General features: G+C 55.4%; 16 protein-coding genes and 1 pseudogene. 8 read left to right on the forward strand and 9 right to left on the reverse strand.

The features are described from left to right. Window position 1: 1 nt before the first annotated feature. From AC2FIP_RS05470 to AC2FIP_RS05490, 5 genes are read right to left on the reverse strand one after another with little or no spacing between them, the layout of a single operon-like run. On the reverse strand, window positions 2–679 hold the full coding sequence (locus tag AC2FIP_RS05470; RefSeq protein WP_142634693.1) for a hypothetical protein: 678 nt from the start codon (window positions 677–679) through the stop codon (window positions 2–4). Then, complete coding sequence (locus AC2FIP_RS05475) at window positions 679–1,122, reverse strand: ATP synthase subunit C (protein ID WP_281972343.1); 444 nt, start codon at window positions 1,120–1,122, stop codon at window positions 679–681. Before AC2FIP_RS05475 ends, AC2FIP_RS05470 begins: the two co-directional genes overlap by 1 nt. Then, window positions 1,119–2,915: a V-type ATP synthase subunit I gene (locus AC2FIP_RS05480; RefSeq protein ID WP_496785443.1), complete on the reverse strand. Its 1,797-nt coding sequence runs from the start codon at window positions 2,913–2,915 to the stop codon at window positions 1,119–1,121. The genes AC2FIP_RS05475 and AC2FIP_RS05480 overlap by 4 nt, the downstream gene beginning before the upstream one ends. Next, a complete protein-coding gene (locus AC2FIP_RS05485; RefSeq protein WP_496785444.1) occupies window positions 2,912–3,517 on the reverse strand; it encodes a V-type ATP synthase subunit D in 606 nt (201 codons plus the stop codon). Before AC2FIP_RS05485 ends, AC2FIP_RS05480 begins: the two co-directional genes overlap by 4 nt. Further along, on the reverse strand, window positions 3,495–4,856 hold the full coding sequence (locus AC2FIP_RS05490) for a V-type ATP synthase subunit B (protein WP_496785445.1): 1,362 nt from the start codon (window positions 4,854–4,856) through the stop codon (window positions 3,495–3,497). Before AC2FIP_RS05490 ends, AC2FIP_RS05485 begins: the two co-directional genes overlap by 23 nt. 319 nt (window positions 4,857–5,175) lie before the next feature. Between AC2FIP_RS05490 and AC2FIP_RS05495 the strand changes: the two genes are divergently transcribed. The 8 genes from AC2FIP_RS05495 (at window position 5,176) to AC2FIP_RS05530 (ending at window position 12,717) form a co-directional block, all read left to right on the forward strand. Further along, window positions 5,176–6,915, forward strand: a complete 1,740-nt coding sequence (locus AC2FIP_RS05495; protein WP_496785447.1) for an ABC transporter substrate-binding protein — start codon at window positions 5,176–5,178, stop codon at window positions 6,913–6,915. Window positions 6,916–6,977: 62 nt separating this feature from the next. Then, window positions 6,978–8,027, forward strand: coding sequence for an ABC transporter ATP-binding protein (locus tag AC2FIP_RS05500; protein WP_496785449.1), 1,050 nt, complete (start codon window positions 6,978–6,980; stop codon window positions 8,025–8,027). 1 nt (window position 8,028) lies between these two features. Further along, window positions 8,029–9,105, forward strand: a complete 1,077-nt coding sequence (locus tag AC2FIP_RS05505) for an ABC transporter ATP-binding protein (RefSeq protein WP_496785451.1) — start codon at window positions 8,029–8,031, stop codon at window positions 9,103–9,105. Continuing rightward, entirely contained in the window at window positions 9,102–9,965 is an 864-nt protein-coding gene (locus tag AC2FIP_RS05510) for a carbohydrate ABC transporter permease (protein ID WP_496750135.1), read from the forward strand. The genes AC2FIP_RS05505 and AC2FIP_RS05510 overlap by 4 nt, the downstream gene beginning before the upstream one ends. Beyond that, window positions 9,962–10,759 carry a carbohydrate ABC transporter permease gene (locus AC2FIP_RS05515; RefSeq protein WP_142634711.1) on the forward strand — a complete coding sequence of 266 codons (798 nt, stop codon included), beginning with the start codon at window positions 9,962–9,964 and terminating at the stop codon, window positions 10,757–10,759. The genes AC2FIP_RS05510 and AC2FIP_RS05515 overlap by 4 nt, the downstream gene beginning before the upstream one ends. 8 nt (window positions 10,760–10,767) lie before the next feature. After that, complete coding sequence (locus AC2FIP_RS05520) at window positions 10,768–11,172, forward strand: DUF2160 domain-containing protein (RefSeq protein ID WP_496785452.1); 405 nt, start codon at window positions 10,768–10,770, stop codon at window positions 11,170–11,172. A 65-nt stretch (window positions 11,173–11,237) separates the two neighbouring features. Further along, window positions 11,238–11,633 (forward strand): BlaI/MecI/CopY family transcriptional regulator, encoded by a 396-nt coding sequence (locus tag AC2FIP_RS05525; protein ID WP_142634715.1) that lies wholly within the window; start codon window positions 11,238–11,240, stop codon window positions 11,631–11,633. Beyond that, entirely contained in the window at window positions 11,620–12,717 is a 1,098-nt protein-coding gene (locus AC2FIP_RS05530) for a M56 family metallopeptidase (RefSeq protein WP_496785453.1), read from the forward strand. The genes AC2FIP_RS05525 and AC2FIP_RS05530 overlap by 14 nt, the downstream gene beginning before the upstream one ends. 175 nt (window positions 12,718–12,892) lie before the next feature. Here the strand turns inward: AC2FIP_RS05530 and AC2FIP_RS05535 are convergent. The 4 genes and pseudogenes from AC2FIP_RS05535 to AC2FIP_RS05550 all read right to left on the reverse strand — a co-directional run bounded on the left by AC2FIP_RS05535 (window position 12,893) and on the right by AC2FIP_RS05550 (window position 16,128). Next, window positions 12,893–13,479, reverse strand: a pseudogene (locus AC2FIP_RS05535) (DDE-type integrase/transposase/recombinase). Between the two features lie 105 nt (window positions 13,480–13,584). Beyond that, window positions 13,585–14,634, reverse strand: coding sequence for a hypothetical protein (locus AC2FIP_RS05540; protein WP_496785456.1), 1,050 nt, complete (start codon window positions 14,632–14,634; stop codon window positions 13,585–13,587). 22 nt (window positions 14,635–14,656) lie between these two features. Further along, entirely contained in the window at window positions 14,657–14,968 is a 312-nt protein-coding gene (locus AC2FIP_RS05545) for a MocE family 2Fe-2S type ferredoxin (protein ID WP_271946204.1), read from the reverse strand. Next, window positions 14,968–16,128, reverse strand: coding sequence for a fatty acid desaturase family protein (locus AC2FIP_RS05550; RefSeq protein WP_496785458.1), 1,161 nt, complete (start codon window positions 16,126–16,128; stop codon window positions 14,968–14,970). Before AC2FIP_RS05550 ends, AC2FIP_RS05545 begins: the two co-directional genes overlap by 1 nt. Window positions 16,129–16,201 lie beyond the last annotated feature (73 nt).

Consider the following 16,201-nt stretch of genomic DNA (forward strand, 5'->3'; position numbering starts at 1 on the left):
GTTACCGGATCACACCTTCCAAAACGGCACGAAAGCGCGGCTGCAAATGTTCCATCAACAACGAGGCGACTGCCTTATCGGTCAGATCCAGAACAACCCCCTGTTCATCAGCCCGGATGCGGATGCCATTCTGGGTGTCATCCGCGCTGTGCAGCTCAACCTGTTCCTTCAGCATTTCAGCCGTCAGTCCCAGAACGTAACGCGTCAGCTTTCCCGACTGAATATCATCGGCGTTTTGTTTGATGTCATCCTGAGTAGCGACCCTGGGGGGCAGTATGACCTGCGCGGGCCCTTCCAGTCTGGCGTCTGACGCGGCGCGACCGACGACTTCAAGGATCATTTGTTTCAGCAGTTCAGGATCAGTCATTTCTTGGGTGACCAGCCGTTCAACATCCTTGCGGAATCGATCTGTCAGACCGGCCTTCATTGTAAGCACCGCATCACGCATCGCTGTGTTCAGCGCCTCTTCTCCGGCTGTGCGATAATTATCCGCCTCGGCACGGGCCTTTTTCCGATACTCATCTACGTCGCGCTTGGCATCGGCAAGAATTTTGGCCGCCTCGGCTTTGGCATCAGCGCGCAGCTTGTCTGCATCGGCCTGACCGGCAGCCACACCATCGCTGCGCAGCTTGTCGATCAGCGCATCCACCCCATGCGAAATCATCCCGTCCTGTGCCATCAGCTAATCCCCGCGCTGATGACCAAAGCAAAGACAAAGGCAAATACGCCAAAGCCCTCGATGATTGCAGCCGGCGCAAGTGCCAGGCCAAAAATCTCGGGCTTTTCCTTGGTTGCATTAATCGCTGCAGCACAGGCCCTTCCCTGCCAGATGCCGCAATACATCAGGGCGATGCCCGACAGGATACCGATCCCGAACAGCCCGCCTGCATTTTCAGGCGTCACATCGCGGTTCAGCGTGAACATGATGACGATGCCGTAGATCACCATCGTCGATGGAAAGGCCGACACGCCGATAAACCGGCCATACCCGCCTTCGGTTTCCGTCATCGCTCCGATACTGGCCTGTCCAGCAATGGAACAGCCAATCGCGCTTGCTGCGGCGCCCAGCGCCATGGGGGCATAGATTCCCAACCAGCCCAATGTAAGTACAAGCTCATTCATTCCTGAACCTCCTTGCGGGCGAACGGGCGAAAGACGATGCCTTCATCCGGCAGACCCCATTTAAAGAATTCGATGTAATTGAGACGTAATCCGTGAACGACGCCGCTCATCATGGCGAGCGCGAAATTGAGGATGTGCCCGGCGATCAGGATCAGCACGCCAAACAGAAGGCCCAGCCCTTTCAGGGACTGCATCACCGAGACCGCCAGATCGTTGAACGTGATCGCCAGCGAAGCCGAGGCCAGCCCCAGCGCAAACAGGCGCATGTAGCTAAGCACATCGCCAAAGGCCCCCATCGCCCCGGCCAACCCCTGCACGCCCTCTATCAGGCGCCACAGCCAGTCAGAGGGTTTGGCAATCTCGCGCTCGCTGGTGAACAGAAGGATCGCCAAGGCCCCAGCGATCATGATCGCGGCCCCCGGTGCAGTTGGTCCGCCTTTCATATAGCTCAGCCACAGTATGAACCCGCCGATCAACACCGCGATCCAGCCAAGATTGGCAACGGAACTGCGCCGCCCCCAAGACGCGCGTGCTGCAAGCGCATTCGCCAATATCAGGTGCAGAACGCCGACCACGATTGAAATCATCATCATCGAGTCGAAATTGTTCAGGTCCAACAGCTTGAGTTTCCCCCAGATCGTGCCCGAGGCCGGGGAAGCGCCAAAATAGCTTCCAACCAAAATCCCGTATAGGACCGTCGCGCCCGAGATGATCAGACCATAAAGCCGCCACGATCTTTTCGCCGGTGTATTGTCGAGACGTTTCCAGAAGGCCAACAGCCCCAGCAGGATAACCAGGCCATAGCCGGCATCCGCAACGATCATCGCAAAGAAGATCGCGAACGAGACGGACACGATTATGCTGGGGTCCCATTCTCGGTACCCAGGAACCTGATAGAACAGGGCAAGGTCTACCGCTGCACTGCGATTTTCCGGCTGCTCAAGCAGCGTCGGAGGCATCTCGTTCGGGCCCGGGTCTTCGATCAATACAGCGGCGTTCTGCGAATTGGCCATATCCAGGACAGCCTCGACCTGATCGCTGGGCACCCAACCCTGCAGGGCAAACACTTCGCCTTCGTCGCGGACCTTTTGCGTGGCATGGGCCAGTTCGGCTGCGCTTTCGGCGGCGGCAAGATTACGCCGCATCAACGTCAGAAAACGGGTCTGCCCGATACGCTCGGCTTCCAGCGCCTCAATGGCGATTTCGGCCTCTTCCAGCTGAGCTTCAAGCTCGTGAATGGGCAACGAACCCGTATGGGTGCGCGGCACTGGAAGGATGTCGTCTTCGGGATCTTCCGGGGCGATCAGAACGGCGTAGAGAAACCGGTGATCCTCTTGCAGGATGGCCCAGGGCAACTGAAGCTCCGCCAGTGCCTCGCGGTGCTTTAGCGGCAGTTGATAGAACCAAAGCCGGTTGCCTGCCAACACATCACTCGGCGGAAAATCCAGATCTCCCCACGGGCGCACCTGAGCGATCCGGTGGGATAGAAAATCCCGGTGGTCGGTCATATCCCTTATGCGCTGCATCAAGTCCAGGACTTCACCAACGAACTGGTCCATATCAAAACCAGAATCGCGCCGAACCTGACGGCGCGTTTCCGACGATTCTTTCAAAAACCGCAATGCTTTATACGCATCTCGGGCTCCACGCTCGTTGATCCGCTCTGGCTCTGCCGGCGGCGGTGCCAAAGGCAAAACATGCATGCATCCCAATGTCTGCAGCGCGCCTAGAGTGTCCCCCTTGTTCGCGGCACGGCCGACCAAAGACAGTTTTTTCAGCCTTGCAACACTCATGCCGCAACCTCCTTCGCATGTTTGCGTTTGGAGATTTTCGAGCGCACAACGGATTGCATCTGTTCATCGCTCAGAAAGATGCGGATTTTCTTGATGTTGGCCCTGGCGCGCGGGATCAACACCTTCTCGAACAGATTGACGCGCTGGGTGATCGTGGCGACTGATTTGTCAAAAATCCTGACCCTTTCTTCGGCCACTTTCACGCGCAATCGGGCTTCGATCATGTCATGCAACAAACGCGCCACTGCATCCACCCAATGTGGTTTGGCCAAAAGGGAATACGGACGTACCGCGACCTCGATTCGGTCCAGATCGGGCATGGTAACGCCAACCACGTTGACCTTCTTCAGCCGGTAATCCTTTAGTTCGACCAACCCTTCCAGGTCGACACCTAGTTGCGCCAGCATGGGCAGCTTTCCCCCGACCTGCTGTGCCAAGCGCGTCACCTCCTCCTGCAGGTGCTGCACATTTTTACGTGCCTTGGCCCGTTCAGCCATCAGTTGCTGACGCTTCAGGTCCAGAGACGGCAAGAACCGCTCATAGCTTTTCAGCTGCGTCTGCTCGCGCGCAAGCGACGATTTATTCAGCTGCAACCGCGCCATGTGCATCCTTTGGGAAGTATTTGTCGATCAGATCCTGCTTCATCAGCAACTGCTCGGGGGCAAAGCATTCAGCTAGTGTCTTCCATCCCAGATCTAGCGCATCCTCCAGCGGGATCGAGACGTTGATGTCCATAAAGCGTTTGCGGAACAAAGCGCCGAATTTCAGCAACTGGTTGTCATAATCCGATAGGTCAAACGCCATGGCCTGTTTCTGCGCGGCATCTCGGCTTTCGGAATAGAACCGGATCATCGTGTTCATGATCTGGCCGTGGTCTTCGCGTGTGGTTTTGCCGATTACATTCTGCTTGAGGCGCGACAAACTGCCGAACGGGTCGATCACCCCGGAATGCAGGTAAAACTGGCCTTCGGTGATATATCCGGTGTTGTCCGGCACCGGATGCGTCACGTCATTCCCGGGCATGGTTGTGACAGTCAGCACAGTAACCGATCCACCCTTGGCATAGTCGCAAGCTTTCTCATACCGTCGTGCCAGTTGCGAGTAGAGATCGCCCATATATCCACGCTGCGATGGGACGCGTTCCTGACTGATCCCAACCTCTTTCATCGCATCGGCATAGGCGGTCATATCCGTCAGCAGGACCAGAACACGCTTGCCCTCTTCCACAGCGAATTTCTCGGCAACGGCCAGCGCCATATCCGGCACCAGCAGGCGTTCGACCAACGGGTCCATGGCCTGATTGACGAACATCACGGTCCGCGAGAACACGCCCGCATCCTCGAACGAGGTTCTGAACGTGTGGTAGTCGTCAAAAATTAGCCCTAGCCCGCCAAACACAACAATATCCGCATCCGCCTGAATGCCGATGCGGCTGAGAAACGCGTTGAACGGCTCGCCGGATACCGAAAAAATTGGGATCTTCTGGCTTTCGACCAGCGTGTTGAACACGTCGATCATCGGCACATCCGTGCGAATCATCTTGTTGGGAACCGACCGCTCAACCGGGTTCACCGTTGGTCCCCCAATGTCGATGCGCGGTTCGGCAGACAAGTCCGGGCCGCCGTCAATCGCCTCGCCTGCGCCGTCAAACACCCGGCCCAGAATATTGGCCGAATACGGGGTTTGCATCGGATGACCAAGGAACGTTGCTGTCGCCTCGGTCGAAATCCCCTTGGTACCCGAGAACACTTGCAAGGTTATCACATCGCGGTCGATGAAGATGACTTGCGCCAGCGTTCTGTGCCCATCGACAGTTTCGATCACGGCCAGATCGTTGAAACGCACCGTCGCGTCAGCGGACCCGTCACTCGGAACTTTTGTCTTTAGCGTATCCCCCACGATCTCGAGAACGCGGGTAAACTTCAGAAGACTTCGGGACATTGCTGATCCTCTTAGCCTGAAAACTTGATTGAGCTCAAATCGTGCAGCAAACGGTCACAAAGGTCTGCTTTTCAATTGGACCCACATCACAGCGTCTGCCGAAAAACCATGCACGCGACCCTGCATTCAAGGGGTCTGCGAACTGAAATTAATGGGCAAATGGTGCTTTAAAACATGATATAAATCAATTCATTTTCAGAAATTTATCCCGGCCACCACCTCAATTACTAAAAATTTAGTTTGACACGCAGGAGGCAAATCGCTGATGCTGATCGTCATCCGGTCTGCGCCGGATCACATAATCTTTGGGAGGAAACAGATGCGGAGACATCTACTTTCCGCAGTGGCGGCGGCTGCCGTCATTGCGGGGCACGGTCCCGTTTGGGCCGACGAAGCCGCAGCACAACGCTGGATCGACGACGAATTCCAGCCATCAACCCTGTCGAAAGACGAACAGATGGCCGAGATGCAATGGTTCATCGAAGCTGCACAGCCTTACAATGGCATGGAAATCAACGTCCTGTCCGAAGGCATCCCTACGCACTCTTACGAATCTGAGGTTCTGACCAAGGCGTTCGAAGAAATTACCGGCATCAAGGTCAATCACCAGATTCTGGGTGAAGGCGAAGTAGTTCAAGCCGTTCAAACCCAGCTGCAAACAGGTCGGAATCTGTATGACGGCTACGTGAACGACAGTGACCTGATCGGCACCCACTCGCGTCTGCAGTTGGCATATCCGCTGACCGACATGATGGGTGGCGACTGGGCGAGCACGACCTCTCCGACGCTGGATCTGGATGACTTCATGGGCATTCAGTTCACCACCGGTCCGGATGGCAAGCTGTATCAGCTGCCTGATCAGCAGTTTGCGAACCTCTACTGGTTCCGCAAGGACTGGTTCGACGATGAGGCAAACAAAGCCGCGTTCAAAGAGAAGTACGGCTATGATCTGGGCGTTCCGGTCAACTGGTCCGCTTACGAAGACATCGCCGATTTCTTTACCAACGATGTGAAAGAAGTCGACGGTACCGCGATCTATGGCCACATGGATTACGGCAAGCGCGCACCTGACCTGGGTTGGCGTATGACCGACGCGTGGCTGTCGATGGCTGGTGCTGGCGACAAGGGTGAGCCGAACGGCATCCCCGTTGACGAATGGGGCATCCGCATGGAAGCGGGCACCTGTAACCCTGTTGGCGCATCTGTGTCGCGCGGTGGTGCTGCAAACGGTCCGGCTGCGGTCTATGCGATCCGCAAATGGGACGAATGGCTGCGCAACTATGCGCCTCCAGGTGCCGCGTCTTATGACTTCTACCAGTCGCTGCCGGCGCTTAGCCAAGGCAACGTGGCCCAGCAAATCTTCTGGTACACCGCCTTTACTGCCGACATGGTGAAGCCGAAGTCCGAAGGCAACAACACCGTCGACGACGAAGGCACACCGCTTTGGCGGATGGCGCCAAGCCCGCATGGCCCCTATTGGGAAGATGGTCAGAAGGTTGGGTATCAGGACGTGGGATCCTGGACCTTCCTGAAGTCGACCCCTGCGGATCGTGCTCAGGCGGCTTGGCTCTATGCCCAGTTCGTGACGTCCAAGACGGTCGACGTGAAGAAGTCCCATGTGGGTCTGACCTTCATTCGCGACAGCTCGGTCAACCACGAGTCGTTCACCGAACGCGCGCCCAAGCTGGGTGGTTTGGTCGAGTTCTATCGCTCACCTGACCGCGTGGCATGGTCGCCGACCGGCATCAACGTGCCGGATTATCCGAAGCTGGCCCAGATCTGGTGGCAGCAGATTGGTGACGTGAACTCGGGTGCCTTCACTCCGCAAGAAGCGATGGATCGTCTGGCCGAAGAGATGGACATCACAATGGGCCGGATGCAGGCCGCGGATGAAAGCGCCGGTGTCTACGGCGGTTGTGGTCCGCGCTTGAACGAGCCGCAGGATGCGTCCTTCTGGCTGGAAAAGCCGGGTTCGCCAAAAGCCAAGCTGGAGAACGAAAAGCCGCAAGGCCAGACCGTCAACTATGACGAACTGGTTCAGCGCTGGCAGTCCCAGTAAGCGTAAACTCGTAGGCCGGGCTCAGACCCGGCCTACCCCCAAATACCCCCAGAGAACACCAGATGATCGAACTTCAAGACGCGACCAAACGGGTCGGCAACGTCATCCATATCAAACCCACGAATCTGACGCTGCAAACAGGCCATTTCAATGTGTTACTGGGTGCCACCGGTTCCGGGAAAACATCACTGATCAAGATGATGGCCGGACTGGATCCGATCGCCGCAGGCAAGGTCCTGATGGACGGTCAGGACGTGACTCGGCTGAATACGCAGAAGCGTAAGATCAGTCTGGTGCACCAGTTTTTCGTCAATTACCCCCATATGAGCGTTTTCGACAACATTGCCTCGCCCCTGCGCGTAGCAGGCATGGCGAAAAGCGAAATCGAAGGCCGCGTGGAAGAGGCCGCTGATCTGCTGCAGCTGCGCCCGATGCTGCAGCGCCGCCCGCACGAGCTGTCGGGTGGGCAACAACAACGCACCGCATTGGCCCGCGCGATTGCCAAGGAAAGCCGGGCCGTGTTCCTTGATGAACCTCTGGCCAATCTGGACTACAAACTGCGCGAGGAGCTACGCGAGCAACTTCCTGATCTTTTTGCCGGGCGCGGGGCCGTTGTGGTCTATGCGACATCAGAACCGGAAGAAGCATTGCTACTCGGTGGTCATACCGCTCTGATGGCAGACGGCCGGGTCACCCAATTTGGGCCAACCGCTGATATCTACCGCAATCCGGAAAACATCGCTGCCGCACGTGTGTTCTCGGATCCGCCCATCAACGTCGCGCATATCACCGTCTCGGGTGCGCAGGCGCAACTTGCAGGGGGCGGTGGATGGGCCGTCACCGGCATCGCAGACGGTGAATACACAGTTGCGGTACGCCCGCATCGCGTGACGCCATTCCGCACATCGGACGCAGATATAGAACTGACCGGGCGTGTGATCGTGACCGAGCTATCCGGATCTGACTCCAGTGCGCATTTCCAACATGGGAACGACGCATGGGTTTCATTGGCGGCGGGCGTACATCCCTATCAGGTTGGCGAAGACCATAGTTTCTATATGAATCCGGCCCATTGCCGGTATTTCGGCCAAGACGGCAAAAGGGTGGCCTGACATGGCACAGATCAAGCTTTCAAACCTTCGACACAGCTATATGCCATCGCCGCAAGGCCCCGAGGATTATGCGCTGAAGGAAATCGACGTCACTTGGCGCGATGGTGGGGCATATGCGCTGCTGGGGCCATCGGGCTGCGGCAAGTCTACGCTGCTGAACATCATCTCGGGCCTGCTGACGCCCTCTGAGGGGCAGATCCTGTTTGATGACCGCGACGTGACCGCCCTGCCCCCTGATCAGCGCAACATTGCGCAGGTTTTTCAATTTCCAGTGATCTACGACACGATGACCGTAGGCGAGAACCTAGCCTTTCCTCTAAAAAACCGGGGCGTTGACGCTGCAACCATCAAGCGGCGTGTTGATGAGATTGCCGAAATGCTGGATGTCGCGGATATGCTGGGCACCAAAGCCTCTGGCCTGAGCCCGGACAACAAGCAAAAAATCTCGATGGGGCGCGGACTAGTGCGCGATGACGTGAATGCGGTGATGTTTGATGAGCCGCTGACCGTGATCGACCCGCATCTGAAATGGAAACTGCGGTCCAAGTTGAAAGAGCTGCACCAGCGCGTAAAAGCCACAATGATCTACGTCACCCACGACCAGACCGAGGCGTTGACTTTTGCTGATGAAGTCGTGGTCATGCAGGATGGAGAAGTGGTTCAGATCGGTACGCCGGTTGAACTGTTCGAGCGGCCTCAGCATACATTCGTTGGTCACTTTATCGGCTCGCCCGGCATGAATGTCTTACCCTGCGAGACCAAGGGCGATCGCGCTATTTTCGAAGGGCATGAGGTGGCCTTGGAAGGTCCGACCCATGGTGAAGGTGGTCGCACCGATCTGGGAATACGCCCGGAATATGTAGGCTTCGGCCAATCCGGCATACCGGCACATGTCACCAAAGTAGCCGATATCGGGCGCCATTACGTGGTCAGTGCCTTGGTTGGGAACACGCCGATCAAGGCCGTCACCGAACACAATGCGCCCGAACAAGGCTCGATGGTCTTTCTGCAATTCAAACCCGAGCAGTCCCGCGTCTATCGCGACGGCTGGATCGCAACGCAGGAGCGGGCCCAATGAGAACAATAAACCAAAGAGCATGGTTCTTTGTCCTGCCGGTTCTGGCACTGGTCGCTTTCAACGCGCTGGTGCCAATGATGACGGTGGTCAACTACTCGGTGCAGGAGACCTTCGGCAATAACCAGTTCTTCTGGGAAGGGCTGGGATGGTTCGAACAAATCCTGCGCTCCGACCGCTTTCAGGCCGCTTTGGGGCGACAGTTCCTGTTTACCTTCATGATCCTGATCATCGAGGTGCCGCTGGGCATCATTGTTGCCCTGTCGATGCCGCGCAAAGGCTTTTGGGTGCCGGTCTGTCTGGTGCTGATGGCTCTGCCGATGCTCATCCCCTGGAACGTAGTCGGCTCGATGTGGAACATCTTTACCCTGCCAAAAATCGGCCTGCTGGGGTATTTTCTGAATGACGTTCTGGGCATCAATTATGACATGACGCAGCAGCCCTTGTCGGCCTGGATCACTGTCATCGTCATGGATGTCTGGCACTGGACTTCGCTGGTGGTTCTACTGTGCTACGCGGGCCTGGTTTCGATCCCGGACGCCTATTATCAGGCGGCCAAGATCGACGGTGCCAGCCCGTGGTCAGTGTTCCGGTATATCCAGTTACCCAAGATGAAGACGGTTCTGACAATCGCCATCCTGCTGCGGTTCATGGACAGTTTCAACATCTACACCGAACCCTTCGTTTTGACTGGCGGGGGTCCCGGAAACTCGACCACCTTACTGTCGATTGATCTTGTAAAGATCGCGCTGGGACAGTTCGACCTTGGCCCTGCGGCTGCGATGAGCTTGATCTATTTCGCCATCACACTGCTGGTCTCATGGGTCTTCTACACTCTGATGACAAAGGATGACGCCGAATGAAAAAGCGCTCCCTCATCCCGATTCTCTATATCGCGTTCCTGATGTTGCCGATCTATTGGCTGGTGGCGATGTCCTTCAAGACCACGAACGAGATCCTGTCGGGTTTTTCTCTGTTCCCGCAGACCTTTACGCTGGAAAATTACATCACGATCTTCACAGACCCGACGTGGTATTGGGGCTACATCAACTCGATCACCTATGTGACGCTGAACACGGTACTTTCCGTCTGTGTCGCCCTGCCAGCGGCCTATGCGTTCTCACGCTATCGGTTCCTAGGGGACAAGCAGTTGTTCTTCTGGCTGCTGACCAACCGGATGGCACCGGCTGCGGTGTTCGCCTTACCGTTCTTTCAGCTCTATTCGTCAATCCAGTTGTTTGACACCTATCTGGCGGTGGCGCTGGCGCATACGCTGTTTAACGTGCCGCTAGCGGTGTGGATTTTGGAAGGGTTCATGCGTGGCATCCCCAAGGAGTTGGACGAAACCGCTTATGTCGACGGGTATTCCTTTCCGCGCTTTTTCGTCACGATATTCCTGCCAAATATCAAAGCGGGTGTAGGCGTCGCGGCATTCTTCTGCTTCATGTTCTCATGGGTCGAAATGCTGTTGGCCAAGACTCTGACAGCGGTCGAGGCCAAACCCATCGCTGCCGTAATGACCCGAACCGCGTCCAGCGCCGGGTACGAATTGGGCCTGCTGGCCGCCGCCGGGACGCTGACCATCATCCCCGGCGCCATCGTCATCTGGTTTGTCCGCAACTACATCGCGCGTGGTTTCGCGATGGGGCGTGTATGAGGTTCGATATGCGTAAACTGCTTTTGATCCCCCTTCTGATCCCGGGTTCGGCCTTGGCGCAAGCACAGGCCGGGTGGGGAAGTGTGGGTCAGCCCGAAGAAAAAGAGTTTTCCTGGACTGCGCCCTTGTGGCCAGATTTCTGGATGGCGTGGACACCAGCGACCCTGGCCGTATTTGTCGGCATCTTTTCAGCCATCGCGCTGATCGGTCTGCTGGAAGGATTCAAATTCCGCGACGGGATTGAACGGCGCGGCGTTCTGGGCTTGACCACCACATTGGGCGACCGGCTGTTCATCACATTGCTTGGGGCAGCCTATATTTTTCTGGCCTGGTTAGGGCTAGTCGGGCAACCGGTCTGGACACCGCTGTTCCTGTCCATCGGCTGGGGCGTTTTCGTGTTCTGGAAAGTTTAAGCTTTGCGAAACCATCAAAGGATGCTTGTCTGTCAGGCACAGGTAAAATGACGGCACTGGGATCAATGCGAAAGAAAAAGACGACAAACCTGCTGACCGAGGTCGAACTGGAGTTCATGAACGAACTCTGGGCTCTGGGTCAGGGCTCGGTGCGTGATGTACTGGACCGGCTGCCACCAGATCGGAACCTGGCCTATACGTCAGGGGCCACAATCCTTCGCATTCTTGACGAAAAAGGCTTTGTAGAAAGTCGCAAAAACGGCAAGACCCTAAGTTATACGCCGCTTCTGGAAAAGGATAGGTATCAGGCGCGTTCACTGCAGAACCTGTCACGAACCCTGTTCGATGACACACCAGCCACGCTGGTTGCACGGTTGGTAGATGACGCCGGTCTGAGCGAGGCAGATCTTGAGGATATTCGGGCACTGGTAGAGAGGAGACTGCAAAATGACAGCGGTTAAACCGGTTCTCGACGCATTTCTCGAACTGAATCTGGTTCTTGCCCTAGCGGCTATTGTATGGATCGCGGCAAGATACGTGGTTTCAATGACGCAGATGCGACACGGGTTTGTTGCACAGCTACGCGCATTGAAAATTCTGTGTCTTTGCGTCCTGCTCAGCCCCCTTTTGGCAATCGGGGCTGGTTTGGTCATGGCGATGTATTCCGTTGAAAGCGGGGTCGCCATTGGGGATCTTGCGGTTGCCGCCTATCTGCGTGGCGATATCGCCATGCCCGCCACCCAGTTCGAGGCCCTGCTAAATACCCGGCAAAGGTGGATCGAACAGACCCTCTCAGGCGAAAACCCGATTATATCGGCAATCTTGGTGGTAATGGCGCTCTATTCTGCGGTCTGCATCCTGCGCATTATCCGTGACGGGTTGGCAATCCGAGGCATTGTTCGCTCCAGCTATCTGTGGCGAAGCTCGGAAAAGGTCGATATCCGCCTGTCCGACCGGGTCACAGTCCCCTTCGCCGTTCGCGGTTTGTGGCGCAGGCATGTGGTATTGCCCAGCCATCTGCTCAACACCCCCAGCGATATGCGGTTTGCCCTTGCACACGAGCTGCAACATGTCAGGGCTGCCGATGTTGAATGGGAACTGGGGTTCGAGCTTTTGCGGCCGTTCCTGTTCTGGAACCCGGCATATCTGATTCTCAAGTTTCAATTCGATCGGCTGCGCGAGCTGGCCTGTGATCAATCCGTCGTTTCGCGCCGTGGAATCAACGCGGTCGAATACACCTCCTGCCTGCTGAACTATTGCTCCAATACAGTAATGCGCGGCAGCCCGCGTGTATTGAATGTGGCTTTGGTTAAAGGGGGCAAGGCCAAACGCGTCTTGCGTCAACGTGTGATTGCCCTGGCAGATGCCCCTGCAATCCAACCCACAATGCCCCCTCTGTTCTTTGCCTTAAGCGCAGCTTTTGCTGTGACATTGGCGTTAGGCGCTGCGTCATTGCAGCCTGTAGACGACTGGAGCCATGACAGGTTGATGTTGTCGACCGTTGTGAACCTTGAACGGTTGGAAGCCCGCAATCAGGGCAACTGACCCTTATTCGTGGGAAATATTCTCGAAGGATCTGCAGCGCGACGCACATTCTTGCAGCGAAGCCAATCTGCGTTTGCAGAAGAAAGAAATCGCAGGTTGCTTGGTGAAACAGGCTGAGTGGCCGTGCTGTCAGGCAAATTCGAACCAGTCTCAGTCTACCTCAGAAAGCTAAAAATTAGGCGAAACTAAATTGGCTCCACGCCGAAAGGGCGGCAGTACAACTGAGTTTGAACTTGTCGCGTGAGTAAAGCTGCCGTTCATGATTGAAGTGACTATGGACGGAAGTGTCGTCTGCGGCAAAATTTTGCAAACATCACATTTGCCGGAGGCAGAGCATCGCACGTTCTTTTCGCCGACGGAAGATGTGAATACTCAGCAAGATTGTTCTTCCAACGGCCAGTTTCTTGCCTTGAGGCATTACCTATGACTTTCATCACCGCGTCGTAAGAGTGCAACTTGTCAGTGACGACGAAACCTGACTGGCCGTATCGTTTCATCGCTTTCTTCAAGTGTAGAAAGGCCGCAACACGATCCCGGCGCTTCGTGACATAGATATCCAGCACCTCGCCTTCATGGTCGGCTACCCGCCACAGGTGATATTGCTTGCCGTTGATCTTCAACAATAACCTTATTTAGATGCCGCTACCAGTTCGCGAAACATCGCATCCGATCTATGCGTTTTCGGCTATTTTCTGCGGCACAGATAGGGCCAAACCTATTCAACCAGAATCGAACGTACACGATCACTGCTAGACGAATGATCTCAGGGTTGGTTTTGAAGCAGCAAAAAAGTGAGCGTTTTTGTCATCAAGCGAAGCTACGAAACTGCCCTGCCTGTCTCAAGCCAATTTCCCCTGCACCACCCGTTCAAATGTTCAGGGCTTGCGGATCGAATGGCACAAGAATCTCCTGATTTTCTGTACCTCGGATCAAAAGTTGGTTTCCCAGAGTTTCAACTGCAATCACCCTGGCTCCACTACACCAACGAAGCGCCCCGATGACATGTGTAACCTCAACTTGGCGATCGGGGTTTAGATGAATGACGCCGTGATCGTTCGGGAAACTGTTTTCGACATTTCCCAGGATGGGCGAAGCGGCCCCCTCCTCAACCCCAAGGCAGGCGAAGTGGCGGCTCGACCAAGGAGCATAATATCGACCACCGTTCGAATGCCACAACATCGTCATCGGCAAAGCCTGAGCCGATTTAAGCGACAGGAACATGTCGCCCTCCACGGGGCGAGTTACCGCGGTCCAACCCAATTTCTCTTCAGGCGAATCCAATCCAACAACAAAGTCTTCACTCTGTGGAGACCATGGGTAGTTTGACAGATTCACTTCGCGGTCTTTCCCGGGAAAAGACGCCAACGTTTGGCTTTCAGCCGGATATCTAAGCGCTGAATAGCCTAAGGCCGGATCAACTTCCTGTTCAACCTTAGGCGTTCTCCAACACTGCTTTCGAGAGGTATGAATGATCCCACCATTGGGCAAGGATACATTTGCGTGATTTGCAACCGGCATCGCGCCGTCGCCACCAATGAAAGTGTGACGCTGGTAGACGAATGGATGCTCAGGATGCAGTGTAATCTCTTTTTGCAGCCTAGCTCCATAGACCGTTCTGTCGAGCTCAGCGCGCAAATAGCTGTCGGTCTTTTCTTCAAGTCTCCAACGAGAGTTAGCTGGCCACCCATGCAGCGGCGATGTCCCCTCAGTTGACCCGAATGGGGCGCAAAAGAAATCACCGCCGAGTTTTTCCAAATGAGGTGCTATACCTTCGGGCATAACTTCGTCTGTGCCGACCCAAGGTGCGCGATGTAGCGGTGAAATCTCAGCGTCACCGTCGTACACACTGAAACTCTCGATCAACCCCAACTGCAAGTCGAATGAAAGCCGGATACCTGTTGCAGACAGCTCGATCACTAACCACTCCTAGCCCAAAAAATCATTCCACCAATACCATAACGCGACCATTTCCTACTCTGGTTTCGTAGGTGCGAAGATCTTCGCATACGGGTGCCCTCAAAGCTTTGCCCGTGCGATAGTCGAATAGCCCATTATGCTTGGGGCACTCTATCTCGTTGTCCATCACCAGACCGTCCGATAAGTGCACTTGTTCGTGTGTACAGAGGCCGTCGGTGCAATAGAACTCATTGTCCAAACTGCGAACAATCAAGTAGGTTCTACCGTCGTGGTCCCAACGAATGAGATCTTCTTCCTCAACATCGTCTACGGCGCATGCGTCAACCCAAGGCATTACGTTCCTCCTCGATCACCGATTTCTAACCCCGTGTTTCTCTCCGGAACTGCCAAGTGAAAATGTTCCTGATATGGGCGGGCCGTCGGCGGGAGAGACTTTCGTATGGCGTAACTCGGGTCAACACGCTGCTTCATGACGGAACCCATCATTTCTTTGTAGCCGTCCCAAATCGAAGTATTCGGCGGCGGCAGATCATCCTTGATCAGATCATGAAGCGCTGGAAGAGAGTAATACGGAACCATCGGGAACATATGATGCTCAATATGGTAATTCATGTTCCAGTAGACCCAACGACTTATCGGGTTCATATATAGTGTGCGGGAATTCAACCGGTGATCAAGAACGTTCTCCGCAAGCCCTCCATGCTGAAGCAACCCCGTCATTACAAAATGCCAGCACCCATAGACCCGAGGACCTCCGATCAAGAGTATGGGGATCAGGGATTTCCATGCGGCCCCGGAGACAAGCAAAACAAATGAAATCAACAATACAGCGGCGTAGATCGCAATGTGAACCCGCGCCCAAAAGACCGCCTTGGGCCATTGGCTTTCCGGAATGTAATCCTGCTCTTCTTGCGACAAGTTCCCCGTGGCATTTCGCATTAGAGTTTTGAGTGAAGTCCAGGTCTCAAAAATCCCTACAAATGCAAACGCCTTCAGGATCAGGCTGATCGGGTGCATCCACGCTATTTCCGGATCGCGGCCAACAATGAGTGTATCGGTGTGATGCCGCGCGTGGCTCCAGCGCCAATTGACCGGGTTTCGCATGATCTGGAAGGACGCGATGTGGTACACGACGTCGTTCATCCATCGGGTTCGAAAGGCTGTTCCGTGTCCGCATTCGTGCCAACGGCTGTCGCAGGCCGAACCATACACGACACCGTATGCAAACCAGAAAGGCACGCAAAGCCAGCTACCCCAGAAGTACAAACCGCCAGCCGCAAATACAAAGTGCAAAGCGATCCAGATCACTGTGTCACGAATGGCCGGCGCATCCCTGCGCTTCATAAGCGATTTCAGCTTCTTACGAGGAACATCGCTGTGGTACCACTCTGCGGCCGACAGACCGTTTTCTATCGCTTGACGCGTATTCGCACCAGTCAGGGAATAATCCCGAGCAGTGAGTTCAGAGCCAATGGGTATGGTCGACTTACTCATTTCCCCTTTCTCCATCGCTCACAGCGCCTCCCGCTTCTTCGTAGACTATAGCAAAGGCGCCTGAATTTTGACT

The organism is Ruegeria sp. CDSB114 (assembly GCF_059611025.1).

Coding starts and splice junctions, on each gene's coding strand:
- AC2FIP_RS05475 (WP_281972343.1), bottom strand. CDS start 1,122: ATGAATGAGCTTGTACTTACATTGGGCTGGTTGGGAATCTATGCCCCC.
- AC2FIP_RS05545 (WP_271946204.1), bottom strand. CDS start 14,968: ATGCCTTGGGTTGACGCATGCGCCGTAGACGATGTTGAGGAAGAAGAT.
- AC2FIP_RS05470 (WP_142634693.1), bottom strand. CDS start 679: ATGGCACAGGACGGGATGATTTCGCATGGGGTGGATGCGCTGATCGAC.
- AC2FIP_RS05520 (WP_496785452.1), top strand. CDS start 10,768: ATGCGTAAACTGCTTTTGATCCCCCTTCTGATCCCGGGTTCGGCCTTG.
- AC2FIP_RS05510 (WP_496750135.1), top strand. CDS start 9,102: ATGAGAACAATAAACCAAAGAGCATGGTTCTTTGTCCTGCCGGTTCTG.
- AC2FIP_RS05495 (WP_496785447.1), top strand. CDS start 5,176: ATGCGGAGACATCTACTTTCCGCAGTGGCGGCGGCTGCCGTCATTGCG.
- AC2FIP_RS05485 (WP_496785444.1), bottom strand. CDS start 3,517: ATGGCGCGGTTGCAGCTGAATAAATCGTCGCTTGCGCGCGAGCAGACG.
- AC2FIP_RS05530 (WP_496785453.1), top strand. CDS start 11,620: ATGACAGCGGTTAAACCGGTTCTCGACGCATTTCTCGAACTGAATCTG.
- AC2FIP_RS05490 (WP_496785445.1), bottom strand. CDS start 4,856: ATGTCCCGAAGTCTTCTGAAGTTTACCCGCGTTCTCGAGATCGTGGGG.
- AC2FIP_RS05525 (WP_142634715.1), top strand. CDS start 11,238: ATGCGAAAGAAAAAGACGACAAACCTGCTGACCGAGGTCGAACTGGAG.
- AC2FIP_RS05500 (WP_496785449.1), top strand. CDS start 6,978: ATGATCGAACTTCAAGACGCGACCAAACGGGTCGGCAACGTCATCCAT.
- AC2FIP_RS05480 (WP_496785443.1), bottom strand. CDS start 2,915: ATGAGTGTTGCAAGGCTGAAAAAACTGTCTTTGGTCGGCCGTGCCGCG.
- AC2FIP_RS05550 (WP_496785458.1), bottom strand. CDS start 16,128: ATGAGTAAGTCGACCATACCCATTGGCTCTGAACTCACTGCTCGGGAT.
- AC2FIP_RS05505 (WP_496785451.1), top strand. CDS start 8,029: ATGGCACAGATCAAGCTTTCAAACCTTCGACACAGCTATATGCCATCG.
- AC2FIP_RS05515 (WP_142634711.1), top strand. CDS start 9,962: ATGAAAAAGCGCTCCCTCATCCCGATTCTCTATATCGCGTTCCTGATG.